This window comes from Marinobacter sp. NFXS11 (assembly GCF_040148675.1).
Lineage (GTDB): Bacteria > Pseudomonadota > Gammaproteobacteria > Pseudomonadales > Oleiphilaceae > Marinobacter.
The window spans coordinates 81,393-100,110 of the sequence record NZ_JAGDDV010000004.1 but is presented as its reverse complement, the minus strand read 5'-3'; the positions used below and the strand labels follow the sequence as shown (position 1 = coordinate 100,110).

Here is an 18,718-nt window from a genome sequence, read left to right as displayed (position 1 = left end):
TGATAGCGCACTGTTTTGCCCGGAGTCCTGTGTGCTGCAATTTATCTATTCCCAGCTTATTAGGCTGTTCCTGCCGTTCATCCTCTTGCGCCTATGGTGGCACGGACGCCGAGCTCCGGAGCTGAGGCGTAACTGGTACCAGCGCCTGGGCATCGTACCGCGGGCAAGTGGTACGGTTGTCTGGGTCCATGCTGTCTCGGTAGGTGAAACCATAGCGGCTGCGCCAATGGTGCGACGTCTGTTGGCCCGGAACCCGGGCATTACTATCCTGATGACGGCCATGACAGACACCGGCCTGTCGCAAGCGCGCAAGATGTTCGGTGATCAAGTCCAGTACGCCTATGCTCCTTACGACACGCCAGGTTCTATCCGTCGCTTCCTCGACCGCGCCAATCCCCGGATACTGGTTATCATGGAGACCGAAATCTGGCCAAATATGATTCGCCAGTGCCGGGCCCGCCGCGTTCCCGTATTTTTGATCAATGCCCGGCTGTCAGAGCGTTCCGCTCGCGGTTACGAGCGCGTCCGCGGCCTTGCTGCGCCTATCATGCGCAGCATCAGCTGGGTGGCTGCCCAGGCCGAAAAAGACGCTGAGAGGTTTCGCCGGATCGGAGTTGCCCCGGCGAAAGTGGCCGTTACGGGAAGCGTCAAATTTGATGTGGATATTCCGGAGGATGTGAGAGCGGCGGCCGCGGCGCTTCGACAGAAGCTGGCGGGTCGGCCGGTCTGGATTGCCGGCAGTACTCACGGCAGTGAGAATGATGAGTTGCTGGCCGCCCATGGCAGGGTTCTGGCAGATCATCCCAAGGCGTTGTTGATTCTGGTTCCGCGACATCCCGACCGTTTTGAGCCAGTGGCGGAAAGGGCGGTTAAGGAAGGGCTGGCACTGGCCCGTCGGTCCCGTGGAGAGGATCCCGGCAAGGCCCAGGTATATCTCGGAGATACCATGGGTGAGCTGATGATGCTCTATGGTGCCAGCGACCTGGCGTTCGTTGGCGGCTCGCTGATTGAGCGCGGTGGCCATAATCCCCTGGAACCCGCCGGATGGGGTATTCCAGTGTTTTCAGGCCCGCACATCTTCAATTTCGAAACCATTTACCAACGCTTGCTGGACGATCGGGGCGTTAAGCTCGTTGCCGATGCAGATGATCTGGCCGCGCATGTGTCGTCTCTCTTTAGTGACGATAAGGAACGGCAAGCGATTGGTCAGCGAGCGCTAGCAGTTGTTAACAAGAACCGTGGCGCACTCGACAAGGTAGTTGACGGCATTATCGAACGGGTCTGACCTGTCTCCCGAAAAGCCAGGGCGAGCCCGTAGACCCGCCCTCACTGTCACCGGGTCGGGTCGTCCAGTGTTTCTTCTTCGTTGGCCAGTGCCTCAATCCCCGGGGCAGCCGCGCTCAGCCAGTTATTAAGCTCGATCAGGTCCTGGGGGCTCAGGGTGCCGGCGGCCTGTTTAAGCTGAAGGGAGTTAATCACGTAGTCGTAGCGGGCGTTGGCGTAATCCCGCAGGGCAACGTAATAGGCTCTCTCGGCATCCAGCACTTCCACAATGTTCCGGGTTCCCACCTCATATCCGGCACGGGTCGCGTCGAGTGCGCTGCGCCGGGAGACAATGGTCTGCTCCAGTGCAGAGGCGGTTTCGACGTTATTGTTGACGGTCAGAAACAGACTTCTCGTGTTTACACGAACATCCCGGCGAACGGTGTTCAAAGACTGCTCGGCAACGGTTACCAGTGAGCGCTGCTGGCGGACGCCTGCTTGAGTGCCACCGCCGGAGTACAGCGGTACATTCAGGGTAAGCCCGACGGTTCCTCGAGTGGTGGTACCGTCTTGCTGGCTTGTGATCGGCGCGTTCGAGCCGTCAATTCCGTTCAGGTCTGTTTTGCCGTAGGACGCGTTCAGATCCAGCGTCGGATAGTGGCCGGCCTTGGCTTCACGAAGTCCGGCTTCGTTGGCATTGAGATCATACAGGGCAGACTGGATTGACCAGTTCTGCTCCAGGGCAGTTGCTTCCCAGGCAGATGGATCCATCGGATCCGGGCGGCCCAGGGGGAAATTCTGGCGCAAGTTGTCCAGTTCCTCGGCATACTCGCCGGTCAGCCGCGCCAGTTGTTCACGGGCCACGTTGAGCTGGTTTTCGGCGGCAATGCGCTGGCTCTTGCTGTCGTCGTAGCTGGCCCGCGCCTCGTAGACCTCGGTTATGGCAATCAGGCCCACATCAAACCGTTCCTGAGCCTGCTCATACTGGCGCTGGATAGCGGCCTCGGTTGCCCGGGCGGTGGTGACTGTGTCCCGGGCCCGCAAAACGTTGAAGTACGCGGTTGCAACATCCAGGATCAGTTGCTGCTGGGCGAGGTTGTATTCGGCCCGGGCCGATTCGGTTTGAAACTTGCTGGCGTCATAGCGAAACCAGGCGTCAGCCCGAAATAGTGGCTGGGTTAACTGGACACCGTAATTCAGTTCCTGATAGCTGTTGTCCTGGCTCGGCCCGTCAACATCAATGTAGTTGCCCTCACCAAAGGCACCAATTTGCGGCAACAATGCGCTCTGGCTGACATCGCTGGCCGCCTGTTGAGCTTCAAAACTTGCTCGCGCGGCGGCAATGCCGGAGTCGTAGGACAGTGCTTTCTCATAGGTCTCGACCAGATCCATGGAAAGGGCGGGCTGGGCCGCCATGAGGCCAATAAGTCCTGAAAGCAATCGCTTCTTCATTGTGTCTCCTGAATACGGTTACGCATCTTTGCCGGGTAAACGGGGTGCGTGTCGGATTGGCGGGCACGCATGTTCCCCGTTTTCATTGGCAGACGGGTCTGGTTGGCCATTATGGACAATAATTGCCCGCAGCTCTACACTTGCAAATGGCACCCATTCTGGGTGTCACGCATTACAGATTCGCGTCTTGACGGGGTGCTGGTCTGCTTTCCGAATCATGGGAGGCAACCGGCTGAGATTGCATCGCAGAACCCGCGACCTGATCCGGATAATACCGGCGTAGGAATTTAAGACCACAGTGCTGCCTGACCAGTGTTCTCCCTAGAGGGAATCCGTGTCGAAAGCTCCGTCATACGCGACCCGAAATCCAACAATTGTTCCGGGAGCGAATGATGACCAACCTGCCTGATTACCTCAGCGATTCCGCCACGGTGGATTCAGCCGCGATCAAACCCCTGCCAAGTTCACGTAAAATCTACGTTCAGGGTAGCCGACCCGATCTGCGGGTGCCCATGCGGGAAATTACCGTGCAGGATACGCCAACCGAGATGGGCGGTGAAAAGAATCCGCCGGTTGTGGTGTATGACACCTCCGGCCCCTATACCGATCCGGAAGCGACCATTGACTTGCGCAAAGGGCTCAAGCCTTTAAGGGCCGCGTGGATTACGGAGCGTGGCGATGTGGAGCAACTTCCCGGTTACTCCTCAGAGTTCACGCGCCGTCGCATGAAAGATCCGCAGCTCGACCCGCTGCGCTTTATGGATGAGCGCAAACCCTTCCGTGCCAGGGCTGGCCAAAACGTTTCCCAGATGCATTACGCCCGGCAGGGCATTGTTACCCCGGAAATGGAATACATCGCCATTCGGGAGAACATGAAACTGCAGGAAGCACGGGAACAGGGGTTGTTGAAAGACCAGCATCCCGGCCAGTCCTTCGGCGCCAATCTTCCTCCGGAAATTACGCCGGAGTTTGTCCGCGATGAGGTAGCTCGAGGACGGGCGATAATTCCGGCCAATATCAACCACCCCGAGATCGAACCGATGATCATCGGTCGCAACTTCCTGGTGAAGATCAACGGCAATATCGGTAACTCTGCGGTGAGCTCTTCCATCGAAGAGGAAGTGGAGAAGCTGACCTGGGGCATCCGCTGGGGTGCCGACACCATCATGGACCTGTCCACCGGCAAGAACATCCATGAAACCCGGGAGTGGATCATCCGAAACTCCCCGGTTCCCATCGGCACCGTGCCGATTTACCAGGCACTGGAAAAAGTCGGCGGCGTGGCCGAAGACCTGACCTGGGAAATCTTCCGGGATACGCTGATTGAGCAGGCCGAACAGGGAGTGGATTACTTTACGATCCACGCAGGTGTTCGCCTGCATCATGTGCCCATGACTGCAAAGCGCACCACAGGCATTGTCTCCCGGGGTGGTTCCATCATGGCCAAGTGGTGCCTGGCTCATCACAAAGAAAGCTTCCTGTACGAGCACTTCGAAGACATCTGCGAAATCATGAAGGCCTATGACGTGTCCTTCAGCCTCGGTGACGGTCTGCGCCCCGGCTCCATTGCCGATGCCAATGACGCAGCCCAGTTCGGCGAGCTGGAAACCCTGGGTGAGCTCACCAAGATCGCCTGGAAACACGACGTGCAGTGCATGATCGAGGGCCCGGGCCACGTGCCCATGCATCTGGTGAAGGAGAACATGGACAAACAGCTCGAATGCTGTGACGAAGCGCCGTTCTATACACTGGGCCCGCTGATTACTGACATTGCGCCCGGCTACGACCACATCACTTCCGGTATCGGTGCTGCCATGATCGGCTGGTTCGGCTGCGCCATGCTCTGCTACGTTACTCCCAAGGAACACCTGGGCCTGCCCAATAAAGACGACGTGAAAACCGGCATCATCACCTACAAGATCGCCGCCCACGCCGCCGACCTGGCGAAGGGGCACCCGGGTGCCCAGATTCGCGATAATGCGCTCTCCAAGGCCCGTTTCGAATTCCGCTGGGAGGACCAGTTCAACCTGGGGCTGGACCCGGATACGGCCCGCGCCTATCACGACGAAACCCTGCCCAAAGAGTCCGCCAAAGTGGCGCATTTCTGTTCCATGTGCGGTCCCAAGTTCTGCTCCATGCAGATTTCCCAGGAGGTTCGGGATTATGCGAAGGAGCACGGCCTGGACGAGGTATCCGCGGTGGATGCCGGTATGCAGGAGAAATCCCGTGAGTTCCTGGAATCCGGGAGCAAGCTTTACGACAAGGTTTGAACTTGAAGTAATACCCAACTAAAGGCTATCGTTCCAAGTCGATTCAACGACCGGACAAAAAATGGCCAAACCGTTCCAGTTCAATGCCGACGACGTCAACGTCGAAAAACGTGAAACCGTCTTCCAGGGCTTCTTCCGCATGGATAAGCTCTGGTTGACCCATCCGCGTTTTGACGGCCGGGACATGCCGGTGTTTACCCGTGAACTCTTTATTCGTGGCGATGCCACCTGTGTACTTCCCTACGACCCGGAACGGGACGAGGTGGTTCTTCTTGAGCAGTTCCGTCTTGGTGCCCTGGGCCGCGACCAGTCGCCGTGGCTGCTGGAGCTGGTAGCCGGGATGAACGAAGACGGCGAAAGCCCGGAGGAGGTCGCCCAGCGGGAGGGCCAGGAAGAGGCCGGGCTCACCTTTGAACCGTTGGAAAAAATCTGCGATTACCTGGTATCACCCGGCGGCAGCACGGAAATGATTCACCTTTATTGCGGGCGTGTCAGCACCGCAGATGCCGGTGGTCTGTATGGTATGGAACATGAGCATGAGGATATCCGTGCCCATGTGGTGTCATCCAACGATGCCATAGCGATGATCCACGATGGTCGCATCAACAACGCGGCCGCCATTATAGCCCTGCAGTGGCTCGAGCTGAATCGGGCCCGTTTGAGGAAGGGGTGGCAGTGATGGGCGAGTGGACCATGAAACCCAGGCGGTATGTTCCGGATCTCAGGCAGCTCGGCGCCCTGTGTGACGGAAACTATCAACGGCTCCGTAAGCTGAGGCAGCTGGAAGTGGACGGCAAGCCCGTGTGCGAATTCGAGCTGCATCGGGAGAACCACTACCTGGGACGAGTCCGGATTCAGGTGCTCCAGACAGCAAAGTTCACCGAAACCCTGTTGCTTGAGCAGGTTCATAATTCCGGTCGTTGGTTAAACAACCCTCAAATGACCGTACGGGTCTACCACGACGCCAGCATGGCGGAAGTGATCAGCTGTTACCGTGATCGCCAGATTGCCCCCGTCAACGATTACCCCAATCGCTTCATGCACCATCCGGATGAAAAGGTCCAGGTCAACGGTTTTCTCGCCGATTGGCTGGATTACTGTCTGAGGTTTGGTCACCTTCCCATGGAACATGCAGCTTGGTCTGCCGGCGAAGGCGTCGACTGAGGCGGCCCGTTGCACGCTTACCCGGTACTAAAGTGGTGTGGCTATGGCTCACCGATGTGCCATAGTTGTCAAAAATTGCAATATATCGTCTAAGCCTTGCCAGAATGTGACCCGGGTTCGATTCGAAAGTGATAAATCTGTGAATCGGCGTCGTACACTTGTGATCAGACCACGTATTGCCAGCGAGTAGATCCAGAACGCCATGACCACGAAGGAAAAAAACCGGCCACTGCGGGTACTGCAGCTGACTGATCCGCACCTGATGGCGCGTGCCGACGGAGATCTGTTGGGCGTTAGAACCCGTGAAAGCCTTCAGGCGGTTATTGCAGAGGTATTGAAAGTGCACGGTCAGCCGGATCTGATTCTGGCTACCGGGGATCTCGCTCAAGACGGGTCGGTGGAAGCTTACCGAGTCTTTGGTGAGAGCCTGAAGTCCTTCTCCTGTCCCTCAGTCTGGATCGCTGGTAATCACGATCATATTGATAACCTGCTCCAGGTTTCTAGCGAGTACAACGCTTCTGATCGTCACGTGATTCAGGGTGGCTGGCAGTTTGTGATGCTGGATTCCTCTGTGCCCGGCAAGGTTTTCGGCGCTCTGGCTGAATCCGAACTGGCGTTCCTCTCGGAGACGCTTGAGCAACATCCGGACATACCGGCAGTAATTGCACTTCATCATCATCCGGTGGATATCGGCTCCGACTGGATGGAGAAAATTGGCCTCACCAATCGCGATGCGTTCTGGCAGGTGCTAGATCGATTTCCTCAGGTCAGGATCGTGTTGTGGGGGCATATCCATCAGGAGCACGAGCGCGAGCGCAACGGCGTGCAGTTGTTGGCCACGCCGTCCACCTGCATCCAGTTCACCTCCGGTTCCAGCAAGTTTTCGGTTGAGGATTTACCGCCCGGTTACCGCTGGTTCGAATTCCACGATTCCGGCGACTTCGCAACGGAAGTCTGCCGGGCCGAAGATTTCCAGTTCGAGCTGGATCAGAACAGTTCCGGTTACTGAATAGTTTCCCTGAGTTCCCGAGCGGCGTCGACCATGCTTTTCAGGGCAGGGCGGACCTCCTCCCACTGACGGGTCTTCAGGCCACAGTCCGGGTTCACCCATAGCCGCTCTGCTGGTATCCGCTCTGCCGCCTTTATCATCAGTGATCGAATCTGCTCGCTGTCGGGAATATTCGGTGAGTGTATGTCATAGACTCCGGGCCCGATCTCGTTCGGGTAATGGAAACCACGGAAGGCATCGAGAAGTTCCATATTCGACCGGGAGGTCTCGATGGTAATCACATCAGCGTCCATCCGGGCGATGGCTTCGATAATGTCGTTGAACTCCGAGTAGCACATGTGGGTGTGGATCTGGGTTTCGTCTCGAACGCCGTTGGCAGATATCCGGAATGACTCGATGGCCCAGTCCAGATAGTTCTTCCAATCGGATTGCCGCAGCGGCAATCCCTCCCGAAGGGCTGCTTCATCGATCTGGATAATTCGGGCGCCCGAGGCCTCCAGATCAAGCACCTCCTCCCGGATGGCCAGTGCCAGTTGAAGGCAGGTCTCCCGCCGTGGCTGGTCGTCCCGCACGAACGACCAGTTGAGGATGGTGACGGGTCCGGTCAGCATGCCCTTCAGAGGCTTTTTCGTGAGCGACTGAGCATAGCGGATCCACTCGACGGTCATGGCTTTCGGGCGAGATATGTCTCCGAACAGGATGGGTGGTTTCACGCATCGGGAGCCGTAGGACTGAACCCACCCGAACTGACTGAAGGCATAGCCGTCCAGTTGTTCGCCGAAATATTCGACCATGTCGTTTCGCTCGGCTTCGCCGTGAACAAGCACATCGAGCCCCAGGGCCTCCTGCTCGACAATGCAGCGACGAACCTCTTCGCGAATCCGGGCATTGTATTGCGGCTCCGTTAGCTCACCCTTTCGAAACTGCAAGCGGGTCTGGCGGATATCCCGTGTCTGGGGAAAGGACCCGATGGTGGTTGTCGGGAAGCGGGGTAGGCCAAGCTTCCGTTGCTGTATGGCGATGCGGTCCGGGAAACGGCTTTGCCGCTGACCGAGTGCCGGGCTGACGTCGGCGAGACGGGCCTGCACAGAAGCACTATGAACTCGTTCGGATGTTTTCCGGCTGTTGACGGCTACCGTCGATTCCGCCAGTTGTTTGCGAACGGCCGCCCTTCCATTATTCAAGGCTGCGGCGAGAGTCTTCAGTTCATCCAGTTTCTGAACGGCGAATGCCAGCCAGCTGCGGATTTCCGGGTCCAGCTTGTCTTCACTTGTTAGATCGACAGGCACATGTATCAGTGAACAGGATGGCGCGAGCCAGAGACGATTCCCCAATTTTTCATAGACCGGTTCGAGCCAGTCGAGGGTCTTCTCCAGATCCGATCGCCAGATATTTCGGCCATTGATGACGCCCAAAGAAAGTTGCTTGTGGGGCGGTAGCCAGTCGACCACCCGGGCGACTTCCTGTGGGGCACTAATGGCATCAAGGTGCAATCCGGCCACGGGTAATTCGCAGGCCAGCTGTAGATTTTCTCGCAATTCACCGAAGTAAGTGGTTACCAACAACTTCGGAGTGCTGGTCTTGAGGTGGTGATAAGCGAGGCTGAAGGCGTGGCGCCAGTCCGCGTCCAGGTCGGTCACAAGCGCGGGTTCGTCTACCTGAACCCACTCAACGCCACGGTCTGCTAACAGGTCCAGAAGCTCTGAGTATACGGGCAGTAGCGACTCCAGCAGCAACAGTCGGTCGCTGTCGTCTTTGGCTTTGCCAAGCCAGAGATAGGTGACGGGGCCGATAATCACCGGCTTTGGTGTCACTCCTTGGGCTCGTGCCTCGTCGATCTGATCGATCAGTCGGTCGGCATTGAGCTGGAAACGGGTGTGCTGGTGGAACTCCGGCACAATGTAGTGGTAGTTAGTGTCGAACCACTTGGTCATTTCCCCCGCCTGAACACCACAGCAGGCTGATTCCTGCCCGGAGCGCCCCCGGGCTACCCGGAAATAACGGTCGAGTTCGCTGCCTTGGGTGTCGTTCACCCGCTCAGGCAGGTTGCCCAGGGTGACACCCATATCCAGTATCTGGTCGTAAAAGGAGAAGTCTCCGACGGGCACTCGGTCCAGTGGGTGTTGGTTCTGCCAATGCCTGCGCCGGAGATCGGCACCGGTAATCTGAAGATCCTCTTCGCTTATCCGGCCTTTCCAGAAGGCTTCCTGGGCAAACTTCAGTTCGCGGCGGGCCCCGATTCGTGGGAAGCCGAGATTGTGGGTGGTTACCATGGTGTGTCCTCTGCTTGATTCTGTGATTTTGAAGGAAGTGCAGAATATCCACCTGGCGTAATGAAGAATAATGGTATTATTTCAGCAATCGATGAATATTAGTCATGCAAAGGGTGTTAATGATCGAGCGAAGCCATCTGGAAATTCTCCGGGCAGTGAATCAGCAGGGGTCTTTGACGGCGGCCGCCGAGTGCCTGCATTTGACGCAATCTGCCCTCAGCCATTCCATCCGTAAGCTGGAGCACCAGTTGGGTACCAACGTCTGGGTGCGGGAAGGGCGCCAGTTGCGACTGACCCAGTCGGGGGAATACCTGCTTTCACTGGCCAACAGACTGCTGCCGCAGATGGAGCATGCGGAGATGCTGATCGGTCAGTTTGCCAAGGGTCAGCGTGGCACGCTACGTATCGGAATGGAGTGCCATCCCTGCTATCAATGGCTGTTGAAAGTAGTCGGACCCTATCTGGAAGGCTGGCCCGGGGTGGATGTGGATGTAAAACAGAAGTTCCAGTTTGGCGGCATTGGCGCCCTGTTTGGTCACGACATCGACATGCTGGTAACTCCGGACCCCTTGCACCGCCCGGGTCTGGTTTTCGAGCCGGTGTTCGACTACGAGCAGGTGTTGGTGGTTGCCGCGGACCATGTTCTGGCGGACAAGGACTGGGCTGAACCCGGGGATCTGGAGAGAGAAACCCTGATCACCTACCCGGTGGAAATCGAACGGCTGGATATCTATACGGGGTTCCTGCTTCCGGCCCATGCCAGTCCCGCGCGGCATAAAACCATCGAGACTACCGATATCATGTTGCAAATGGTCGCGGCAGGGCGCGGGGTGGCCGCGCTCCCACGCTGGCTGGTCGAGGATTACAGTACCCGGATTTCGGTTCGGCCGGTGCAGCTGGGGGAGACGGGGATTCCGAAACAGATCTTTTTGGGACTTCGTGAGCGGGATCGGGAGGTGGATTACCTGAATTCGTTCATGAAGCTGGCAAGTGAGGTTCGCTGGAATTAACCTCTTCAGTTAAACTGCGCAAAAAATTCGTTCAGGAAACCAGACTATGAGTGAGATACCCGCAGACCTTAAATACATTGAGACCCATCAATGGGTTCGCGTGTCAGATGACGGCACGGCGACTGTCGGTATTACGGATTTTGCCCAGGAGCAACTGGGTGATGTGGTCTACATCGGTGTTCCGGATGTGGGCGCAACGGTTAACGGAGGAGAGGAAGCCGGGGTCGCTGAGTCTGTGAAGTCGGCTTCGGATGTGTTCAGCCCGGTGACCGGTGAGGTTATCGAGGTGAATGAGAGCCTCGAGGACGAGCCGGAGAAGGTCAACGAAGATCCCTACGGTGACGGCTGGCTTTACAAGGTGCGGCTTGAGGATGCTGGTGAGCTGGATGGCCTGATGGATTCTACAGCTTATGCGGAGCATGTGGCGGCCGAGGAATAACACTTCCGCTTGGGAGGCTGGCCTGACGGGGCGGGCCTTCCAAAACACGCTGTGAATACGTCCCTGTACGCTTGGCTCCGCCATCCCTGGCTCCGCACAGTTTTGGAAGGCCCGCCCCGTCAGCCCGTCATACATCGGTATCAGTTTCAACTCATCTTGTATAATCCCTGTCTTTCCTTTCCAGGTGGTCTTTATGAATTTTCCGGTTCTGTATCTTCGAAAAGGCGCAGAGCGCCGTCTCCGTGCTGGCCATCTATGGGTTTACAGCAATGAGGTGGACACCCGCCGCAGTCCGCTGACGGAATTCGAGGCCGGTGTTCAGGCGGAGCTTCGGGCGTCGAACGACAAGCCTCTGGGTACAGTGTTCGTGAATCCCCATGCGCTGATTTGTGGCCGACTTATCAGTCGGGATCCGGGCCATGGTATGACGCCCCAGCGGTTGACCCAGCGGATGGAGGCTGCGCTTGCGCTCAGAGAGCGGCTTTTCGACAAGCCGTTTTACCGTTGGGTGTTTGGCGACAGTGACGGGCTTTCGGGGCTGGTGATTGACCGGTTTGATTCCACGGTGGTGGTGCAGATTTCCACGGCCGGCATGGAAGCGATGAAGGAGGCAGTTGTTCGGGCGGTCCAGCGGCTGGTGCACCCTGAGGCGATCATCCTCAAGAACGATGGCAAAATGCGTAAGGTTGAAGGTCTGGATACTTACGTGGAGCAGGCCCATGGCGCTGAGGTGAGTTTGCTGGAGGTGGAGGAGAACGGTGTCCGGTTCGAGGTACCGTTGGAAGGTGGCCAGAAGACGGGCTGGTTCTACGATCATCGGATGAACCGTGCCCGTTTGCAGGCCTATGCGCCGGGCAAGCGGGTGCTGGATGTGTTCAGTTATGTCGGTGGCTGGGGCATTCAGGCCGCTTGTGCCGGGGCCACTCAGGTGACCTGTGTCGACAGCTCGGCCGGTGCCATTGATTCGGTTCACCACAACGCCAGGCTCAACGGCTTGGACAATGTGGAAACCATTGAGGGCGATGCCTTCGAAGCCCTGAAGGCGCTGGCGGATGAGAAGGAGAAGTTTGATGTGGTGGTTCTCGATCCGCCGGCACTGATTCCCCGGCGCAGGGACCAGAAGGCGGGGGAAGAGGCCTATGCCCGGCTGAACCAGCTCGGTCTGCGGTTACTGGAACGCGATGGAATACTGGTTTCCGCGTCCTGTTCCATGCATCTCTCGCAGGAGAAGCTGGTGGACATCATTCGAGGCAGCGGCCGCAAGATCGACCGCTTTGTCCAGTTGCTCGAGCAGGGGCATCAGGCTCCGGATCACCCGGTGGTTCCGGGCATTCCCGAGACCGATTACATCAAATCCTGCTTTGTTCGTTCACTGACGGGGTTCTTCTAACCCTGCCATTAACCCCGAAGTGACATGACTTTCCAGCCGTTGTCCCGGGCATATTGCTCCAGGGTCGGGTCCGGGTCTACGGCTACCGGGTTGTCCACTTTTTTCAGCAGCGGCAGGTCATTGTGGGAGTCGCTGTAGAACCAGGCCCCCTCAAGTGTCCTGTTGTGGGCGCTCAGCCAGTCATCCAGTCGCGTGACCTTGCCGTCCTGAAAGCTCGGAGTGCCGGCCACTTCGCCTGTATAACGGCCGTTGACAAGCTCGGGCTCGGTGGCGATCAGATGTTCGATGCCGAGGGCCTCGGCAATGGGTTCAGTCACGAAACGGTTGGTGGCAGTGATGATCATCAGCGTATGGCCCTGCTCACGATGGTTGTCCAGAAGTGCTTTCGCACTAGCCTGCATCATGGGGCGGATCTTTTTTGCCATGAAGCTTTCGCGCCAGGCCAGAAGCTCGCTCATGTTGTGGCTGGCCAGCGGCTGAAGGGCAAAACCCAGGTAGTGCAGTATATCCAGCTCGCCGTTCAGGTATTCCTGATAGAAGCGGTCGTTGGCAAGGCGGTATTCCTCGGCATCGACAATGCCTTCCTCCACCAGAAATTCGCCCCAGGCGTGGTCGCTGTCGCCGGCTAAAAGGGTGTTGTCCAGATCAAAAATTGCGAGCGTCAAGCGGCTACCTCCGGTGATCACAGGGCTTGCGGTAAAACGCCAAGTCTATCATGACCTGTCCCCAACGGCTCCGTTTGCCGAACCCTTGGGATTCTGTAAGAATGAGAGCAACTTGGACAAATCCGACCGGTGAATTTTTGTACCGGTCTACCGACTTTTGAGAGGACTGTGCCGTGATCGATTCAGACGGTTTCAGACCCAACGTCGGAATCATTCTGGCCAATCACAGAGGAGAAGTTCTCTGGGCAAGGCGAATAGGGCAGGACTCCTGGCAGTTCCCCCAGGGGGGCATCAAACATGATGAATCCCCCGAGGATGCGCTGTACCGGGAGCTTGGAGAGGAAATCGGCCTCTGCGCAAGCGATGTGGAAATCATCAGCTGCACGCGAGGCTGGCTGAGGTATCGACTCCCGAGGAGGATGGTACGCCAAAACTCCCACCCCGTTTGTGTGGGCCAAAAACAGAAATGGTTCCTGCTGAGGATGTTATCGCCGGACGCGCAGGTTTGCGTGGACGGCACGGATTCACCGGAGTTCGACGGCTGGCAGTGGGTAAGCTACTGGTATCCGTTGGGACAGGTGGTCTCATTCAAGCGAGAAGTGTATCGACGCGCGCTGAGAGAGCTTGCGCCGCGACTGTTCTACAACATGGAACAGTGGCACAGGGCGGAGCAGAACCGGCGTTTACAGGAACACCAGAAATGACGGATTGACACCGCCATGCTGAGCATTCTGCGAAGTCTAGTACAAGAGGTAAACAGCGCCCGCGATCTGCAGGAGGCGCTGGATATCATTGTATCGCGGGTGCAGAAAGCCATGGGAACCGAGGTCTGTTCCGTCTACCTGCTTGACCCTGCCACCAACCGCTACATTTTGATGGCCACAGAAGGCCTTTACCGCAAGGCGGTTGGCCAGGTGAGCCTGGCCTATTCAGAGGGTCTTGTCGGCCTGGTGGGCTCTCGTGAGGAGCCTATCAACCTGGAGGACGCGCCCTCCCATCCGCGCTATCGTTACTTCCCCGAGACCGGTGAGGAGCGCTTCCGCTCGTTCCTGGGTGTTCCGATCATTCACCATCGCCGGGTGTTGGGTGTACTCGTTGTCCAGCAGCGGGAGAGTTCCCGATGCTTTGATGAGGGCGAAGAGGCATTCCTGGTAACCGTTTCCGCTCAGCTGGCGGGGGTCATAGCCCATAGTGAAGCCACCGGCGCCATCAGTGGCCTGTCCCTGACTGGTGAGGAGGCACACGATGTCAGTTTCAACGGCGTGCCGGGTGCTCCCGGTGTTGCCATCGGCAATGGCGTTGTCGTTTATCCATCCGCTGATCTTGATGTGGTTCCGGAAAAGCCCACTGACGATGTTGATCAAGAATTGGCCCTGTTCGGAGCGTCGGTTAAAGCGGTGAGGGAAGATATCGAGCGGGTTGCCAAGCGGTTGGCTTCTCAGCTGCGTCCCGAAGAGCAGGCTCTTTTCGATGTCTATCTGAGAATGCTGGGTGACGATGCCATGCCTGGTGAGGTGTCGAACAAGATCAGGGAAGGGATCTGGGCCCAGGGTGCTCTCAAACAGGTGGTCCAGCAATACATTCGTCACTTCGAGATGATGGACGATCACTACCTGCAGGAACGCGCTGTTGATATCCGGGACCTGGGCCGCCGTCTGCTGTCTCATCTGCAGGAAGGTGAGCAGAAACACCTGAACTACCCCGAGCGCACGGTACTGGTCAGCGAAGAGCTGACACCTGCCATGCTTGGCGAGGTCCCCAAGGGGCAGTTGGTGGGTCTGGTGTCGGTCAAAGGCTCCAGTAACTCTCATGTCGCCATCCTGGCACGTGCCATGGGCGTTCCCACGGTTATGGGACTGGTCGACATTCCTGTAAACCAGCTCGACGGCAAGGAGCTGATCGTAGACGGCTTTGAGGGCCAGATTTTTGCTTCGCCATCGGCAGACCTCCGCTCCTATTACCAGGCAATCTGCGACGAAGAAGATGAGCTTATTCGCGGGCTTGAAGTTCTCAAGGACAAGCCCTGTGAAACCACCGATCACCATCGGGTCTCACTGCTGGTGAACACCGGGTTGATGACCGATGTGGTGCGCTCGCTCTCGCACGGTGCCGAGGGTATCGGTCTCTACCGGACCGAAGTGCCCTTCATGATCAAGGACCGCTTCCCCTCAGAGCAGGAGCAGCGAGAGTATTACCGGGAGCAGCTCGAAGCCTTTGCCCCGAGCCCCGTTACCATGCGTACGCTGGATATTGGCGGCGACAAGGCGCTGACCTACTTCCCGATCCAGGAGGAGAACCCCTTCCTGGGCTGGCGCGGGATTCGGGTTACCCTGGACCATCCAGAGATCTTCCTGGTTCAGGTACGGGCTATGCTCAAGGCCAGCGAGGGCCTGAACAACCTCCAGATTATGCTGCCGATGATCTCCAACATCTCGGAAGTGGAAGAGTCCCTGCACCTCATTTATCGGGTGTATCACGAGGTTCGCGAAGAGGGCTACGACATTCATATGCCCAAAGTGGGCGTAATGGTCGAGATTCCTGCTGCCGTATACCAGATCCGGGAGCTGGCGGACCGGGTGGACTTCCTCTCAGTGGGTTCCAACGACCTGACCCAGTATCTGCTCGCAGTGGATCGTAACAATCCCCGGGTTGCCCAGCTCTATCACTCGTATCACCCGGCAGTACTCCAGGCGCTGGTCCGGATTGCCCAGGACGCTCACTCGGTGGGCAAACCAGTTGGTATCTGCGGCGAGCTGGCGGGTGATCCCGGTGGCGCCCTGCTGTTGATGGCTATGGGCTACGATTCCCTGTCCATGAACGCGGCCAGCCTGCCCAAGGTCAAGTCAGTCATTCGCAGTGTCAGCCGGGAGTGGGCCATCCAGTTACTGGAAGATGTCCTATTGCTGGATTCGCCTCACGTTATCAAGAGCTGTGTCGATCTGGCATTGCGTAATGCCGGCTTCGGCCGTTATCTGCGCCCCGGCAAGTCATCGGCCATGGCGGTATCAGAGGCCGCAGTGTCCTGATCGGAGGCACGGATTCCGACAATATAGGGTGTGCACTCTAAATGCGGTTGTTATCTTGATCATGGAAGTATCCGGCGGTCCGCTTGGCGGACCCGCATTCTTAATCCGGAAAAGGGAAGGCTATGAGCTCGCCAACTGACCATAAACCCGCTCCCCGCATCGGGCTTGCCCTTGGTGGCGGTGGTCCTTTGGGCGGCATTTATGAAATCGGAGCGCTCCGGGCGCTGGACGAGGCGCTTGATGGTCTCGATTTCAACAACATCGATGTGTATGTGGGCGTCAATGGCGGGTCTTTTGTTGCGGCGAACCTCGCCAACCAGATGACCACGGCGCAACTTTGCCGGATTTTCGTTCGCAACGAGGCGGAAGTGCACCCTTTCCATCCGGAAGTGTTTTACCGCCCTGCCTTTCGGGAGATTGGCAGCCGGTTGCTGGCAATTCCGGGGCTGGTTTCGACGGCAGTGAGTCGTTTCATCAACAACCCCTACGATCAGAGCCTGCTGGAAGCCATGACCATCCTGGCCCAGGCAGCGCCGGCCGGGCTGTTTGATAATGAAGGCCTGCATGAGTATCTCAAGCGGGCCTTTACCATGCTCGGGCGTACCAATGATTTCCGTCAGCTCAAGCGCAGCCTCTACATAGTGGCGGCCGATGTTGAGAGTACCGAAGCGGTCTGCTTTGGCGCTCCCGGTTTTGACCACGTGCCCATTTCCAAGGCTATTCAGGCCAGTACCGCTTCGCCGGGGTTGTATGTGCCGGTGGAAATCGATGGGCGGTATTATGTGGACGGTACGCTGCGCAAGGGGTTGCACGCCTCTGTGGCCTTCGAGGACGGTGCCGACCTGGTTTTCGCTGTGAATCCCCAGGTGCCAATTGATGCCAGTGCGGCGGTCCGGGCCGGCTCCATGAAGCCGGGCGAGCTGACCCGCTCAGGCATGCCAAACGTTCTGTCCCAGACCTTCAGGACCATGGTGTACTCAAGGATGCAGTCCGGTATTGCCCAATATGCCCGGGATTATCCCGACAAGGACATTTTGCTGTTTGAGCCCACCCGCGACGACGCCAAGCTGTTCTTCTCCAACGTATTCAGCTTCCAATCCCGCAGAATGGTGTGTGAGCACGCCTATCAGATGACACGGCGGGACCTTTTGAGTCGCGCAGACCAGCTGGAGCCCAAGCTGGCGAAATATGGCATCAAGCTTCGCCGGGATCGCCTTGAAGACGAGCAGCGGACGATCAGTACCAGTTTATACGGCGAAATGCTGCCACTGTATGTGGCCAAGGGCAGGAAGAAAAAAGCCGAGAAGGGCCGGTTGGCGGGTGGCTTGACTAACGTGTCGCACCTCTTTTCAAAGGCGCAATAATGTTCAGTAGGTGACGGGGCAGATGACTGTGTCATCTGCCCCGTCTCGCTCACGCCTACAGAATGTACCGGCTCAGATCCTCGTCTTCGGACAACTCTCCAAGCTTTTCATCCACGTATTCGGCGGTTACCTCGAAGCCATCGGTAACCTTGTCGCCGGCATCGAAGGACAGTGTCTCCAGCAACCGCTCAATGACGGTATGCAGCCGACGGGCACCGATGTTTTCAGTGCTCTCGTTCACCTTCCAGGCAACCTCGGCGATACGCGCAATGGCATCATCCCGGAAGGTCAGTTTCACACCTTCGGTCAGCATCAGCGCTTCGTACTGCTGCACCAGGGAGGCATCCGGCTCGGTCAGGATGCGTTTGAAGTCCTCGGGTGTCAGTGCCTGAAGCTCAACGCGGATCGGCAAGCGGCCCTGCAGCTCCGGAATCAGATCCGAGGGCTTTGACAGATGGAACGCGCCGGAGGCAATAAACAGAATGTGATCGGTGCGCACAGAACCGTATTTCGTGCTCACGGTGCTGCCCTCGATTAACGGGAGCAGATCGCGCTGGACGCCCTCGCGGGAAACATCCGACGAGGTATTCTCGGATCGCTTGGCGACCTTGTCGATCTCATCCACGAACACGATGCCATTCTGCTCGACGGCCTGAATGGCTTTCTGTTTGATCTCTTCTTCGTTGACCAGCTTCGCAGCTTCTTCTTCCTTGGCCCGCTTGAGAGCGTCTGAAACCTTCATCTTCCGTGTTTTTCGCTTGTCGGAAGAAAGGTTGGAGAACATGCTCTGCAGCTGATTGGTCATCTCTTCCATGCCCGGAGGCGCCATGATTTCGACTCCGGCGCTGGAATTACGAAGGTCGATCTCGATTTCCTTGTCATCCAGTTCGCCCTCCCGGAGTTTTTTCCGGAACAGCTGGCGAGTTGAGGAGTCGGAACTGCGTTGGCTGTCCTCAGCGAAATCCCGGGGCGGCGGGATCAGTGCATCGAGGATGCGCTCTTCTGCCGCGTCCAGTGCCCGTTCTTCGTGACGCTTCATTTCAGCTTCGCGCAGCATCTTGACGGCCATATCCGCGAGATCACGAATGATGGATTCCACGTCGCGGCCGACGTAGCCGACTTCGGTGAATTTGGTGGCTTCCACTTTCAAAAACGGGGCATCGGCCAATTTTGCGAGGCGCCGGGCAATCTCGGTTTTACCCACACCGGTGGGACCGATCATCAGAATGTTCTTGGGAGTGATCTCATCGCGCAGGCTGCTGTCCAGCTGCATCCGGCGCCAGCGATTTCTCAGGGCGATAGCCACCGCCCGCTTGGCTTCTTCCTGGCCCACGATGTGTTTGTTGAGCTCGTGGACAATCTCACGGGGAGTCATTGCAGACATGGTCGCTCC

15 protein-coding genes and 1 riboswitch are annotated in these 18,718 nt (G+C 57.6%); of the genes, 11 read left to right on the top strand and 4 right to left on the bottom strand.

Translation table 11 applies throughout. The annotated features are described in order from the left end of the window. Window positions 1-31: 31 nt before the first annotated feature. Window positions 32-1,285 carry a lipid IV(A) 3-deoxy-D-manno-octulosonic acid transferase gene (gene waaA, locus J3362_RS19145; RefSeq protein ID WP_349521808.1) on the top strand — a complete coding sequence of 418 codons (1,254 nt, stop codon included), beginning with the start codon at window positions 32-34 and terminating at the stop codon, window positions 1,283-1,285. 47 nt (window positions 1,286-1,332) lie between these two features. On the opposite strand, the gene J3362_RS19140 is transcribed toward waaA, so the two are convergent. Continuing rightward, on the bottom strand, window positions 1,333-2,715 hold the full coding sequence (locus J3362_RS19140; RefSeq protein ID WP_349521807.1) for a TolC family outer membrane protein: 1,383 nt from the start codon (window positions 2,713-2,715) through the stop codon (window positions 1,333-1,335). Window positions 2,716-2,896: 181 nt separating this feature from the next. Further along, window positions 2,897-3,019: riboswitch (TPP riboswitch) on the top strand. A gap of 88 nt (window positions 3,020-3,107) precedes the next feature. Here J3362_RS19140 and thiC point away from each other — a divergent pair. The 4 genes from thiC (at window position 3,108) to cpdA (ending at window position 7,158) form a co-directional block, all read left to right on the top strand. Continuing rightward, the gene (gene thiC, locus J3362_RS19135) at window positions 3,108-4,985 is read left to right on the top strand and encodes a phosphomethylpyrimidine synthase ThiC (RefSeq protein WP_349521806.1); all 1,878 of its coding nucleotides are present in this window, start codon (window positions 3,108-3,110) and stop codon (window positions 4,983-4,985) included. A 61-nt stretch (window positions 4,986-5,046) separates the two neighbouring features. Further along, window positions 5,047-5,664 (top strand): NUDIX domain-containing protein, encoded by a 618-nt coding sequence (locus J3362_RS19130; protein ID WP_349521805.1) that lies wholly within the window; start codon window positions 5,047-5,049, stop codon window positions 5,662-5,664. Beyond that, window positions 5,664-6,149: a DUF1249 domain-containing protein gene (locus tag J3362_RS19125; RefSeq protein ID WP_008170830.1), complete on the top strand. Its 486-nt coding sequence runs from the start codon at window positions 5,664-5,666 to the stop codon at window positions 6,147-6,149. The genes J3362_RS19130 and J3362_RS19125 overlap by 1 nt, the downstream gene beginning before the upstream one ends. 202 nt (window positions 6,150-6,351) lie before the next feature. Further along, on the top strand, window positions 6,352-7,158 hold the full coding sequence (gene cpdA, locus J3362_RS19120) for a 3',5'-cyclic-AMP phosphodiesterase (protein ID WP_349521804.1): 807 nt from the start codon (window positions 6,352-6,354) through the stop codon (window positions 7,156-7,158). Here cpdA and metE read toward each other — a convergent pair. Further along, a complete protein-coding gene (metE, locus tag J3362_RS19115) occupies window positions 7,152-9,431 on the bottom strand; it encodes a 5-methyltetrahydropteroyltriglutamate--homocysteine S-methyltransferase (protein ID WP_349521803.1) in 2,280 nt (759 codons plus the stop codon). The two genes, cpdA and metE, sit on opposite strands and share 7 nt — an antisense overlap. Before the next feature lie 119 nt (window positions 9,432-9,550). Between metE and J3362_RS19110 the strand changes: the two genes are divergently transcribed. From J3362_RS19110 to J3362_RS19100, 3 genes are all read left to right on the top strand, one after another. Continuing rightward, window positions 9,551-10,441, top strand: coding sequence for a LysR family transcriptional regulator (locus J3362_RS19110; RefSeq protein WP_349521802.1), 891 nt, complete (start codon window positions 9,551-9,553; stop codon window positions 10,439-10,441). Between the two features lie 46 nt (window positions 10,442-10,487). Next, window positions 10,488-10,880 carry a glycine cleavage system protein GcvH gene (gcvH, locus tag J3362_RS19105; protein WP_008170823.1) on the top strand — a complete coding sequence of 131 codons (393 nt, stop codon included), beginning with the start codon at window positions 10,488-10,490 and terminating at the stop codon, window positions 10,878-10,880. A 193-nt stretch (window positions 10,881-11,073) separates the two neighbouring features. Then, entirely contained in the window at window positions 11,074-12,270 is a 1,197-nt protein-coding gene (locus J3362_RS19100) for a class I SAM-dependent rRNA methyltransferase (protein WP_349521801.1), read from the top strand. A gap of 8 nt (window positions 12,271-12,278) precedes the next feature. Here the strand turns inward: J3362_RS19100 and J3362_RS19095 are convergent, their stop codons facing one another. Continuing rightward, the gene (locus J3362_RS19095; RefSeq protein ID WP_349521800.1) at window positions 12,279-12,935 is read right to left on the bottom strand and encodes a histidinol-phosphatase; all 657 of its coding nucleotides are present in this window, start codon (window positions 12,933-12,935) and stop codon (window positions 12,279-12,281) included. Window positions 12,936-13,108: 173 nt separating this feature from the next. Between J3362_RS19095 and J3362_RS19090 the strand changes: the two genes are divergently transcribed. The 3 genes from J3362_RS19090 to J3362_RS19080 all read left to right on the top strand — a co-directional run bounded on the left by J3362_RS19090 (window position 13,109) and on the right by J3362_RS19080 (window position 17,325). Further along, window positions 13,109-13,639, top strand: coding sequence for an RNA pyrophosphohydrolase (locus J3362_RS19090; protein WP_008170817.1), 531 nt, complete (start codon window positions 13,109-13,111; stop codon window positions 13,637-13,639). Between the two features lie 15 nt (window positions 13,640-13,654). Then, window positions 13,655-15,961: a phosphoenolpyruvate--protein phosphotransferase gene (gene ptsP / locus J3362_RS19085; RefSeq protein WP_349521799.1), complete on the top strand. Its 2,307-nt coding sequence runs from the start codon at window positions 13,655-13,657 to the stop codon at window positions 15,959-15,961. A 122-nt stretch (window positions 15,962-16,083) separates the two neighbouring features. Beyond that, window positions 16,084-17,325 carry a patatin-like phospholipase family protein gene (locus tag J3362_RS19080; protein ID WP_349521798.1) on the top strand — a complete coding sequence of 414 codons (1,242 nt, stop codon included), beginning with the start codon at window positions 16,084-16,086 and terminating at the stop codon, window positions 17,323-17,325. 55 nt (window positions 17,326-17,380) lie between these two features. On the opposite strand, the gene hslU is transcribed toward J3362_RS19080, so the two are convergent. Next, on the bottom strand, window positions 17,381-18,709 hold the full coding sequence (gene hslU, locus J3362_RS19075; protein WP_349521797.1) for an ATP-dependent protease ATPase subunit HslU: 1,329 nt from the start codon (window positions 18,707-18,709) through the stop codon (window positions 17,381-17,383). Window positions 18,710-18,718 lie beyond the last annotated feature (9 nt).

Coding starts and splice junctions, on each gene's coding strand:
- J3362_RS19080 (WP_349521798.1), top strand. CDS start 16,084: ATGAGCTCGCCAACTGACCATAAACCCGCTCCCCGCATCGGGCTTGCC.
- ptsP (WP_349521799.1), top strand. CDS start 13,655: ATGCTGAGCATTCTGCGAAGTCTAGTACAAGAGGTAAACAGCGCCCGC.
- gcvH (WP_008170823.1), top strand. CDS start 10,488: ATGAGTGAGATACCCGCAGACCTTAAATACATTGAGACCCATCAATGG.
- metE (WP_349521803.1), bottom strand. CDS start 9,431: ATGGTAACCACCCACAATCTCGGCTTCCCACGAATCGGGGCCCGCCGC.
- J3362_RS19140 (WP_349521807.1), bottom strand. CDS start 2,715: ATGAAGAAGCGATTGCTTTCAGGACTTATTGGCCTCATGGCGGCCCAG.
- J3362_RS19130 (WP_349521805.1), top strand. CDS start 5,047: ATGGCCAAACCGTTCCAGTTCAATGCCGACGACGTCAACGTCGAAAAA.
- cpdA (WP_349521804.1), top strand. CDS start 6,352: ATGACCACGAAGGAAAAAAACCGGCCACTGCGGGTACTGCAGCTGACT.
- J3362_RS19100 (WP_349521801.1), top strand. CDS start 11,074: ATGAATTTTCCGGTTCTGTATCTTCGAAAAGGCGCAGAGCGCCGTCTC.
- hslU (WP_349521797.1), bottom strand. CDS start 18,709: ATGTCTGCAATGACTCCCCGTGAGATTGTCCACGAGCTCAACAAACAC.
- J3362_RS19125 (WP_008170830.1), top strand. CDS start 5,664: ATGGGCGAGTGGACCATGAAACCCAGGCGGTATGTTCCGGATCTCAGG.
- J3362_RS19110 (WP_349521802.1), top strand. CDS start 9,551: ATGATCGAGCGAAGCCATCTGGAAATTCTCCGGGCAGTGAATCAGCAG.
- thiC (WP_349521806.1), top strand. CDS start 3,108: ATGACCAACCTGCCTGATTACCTCAGCGATTCCGCCACGGTGGATTCA.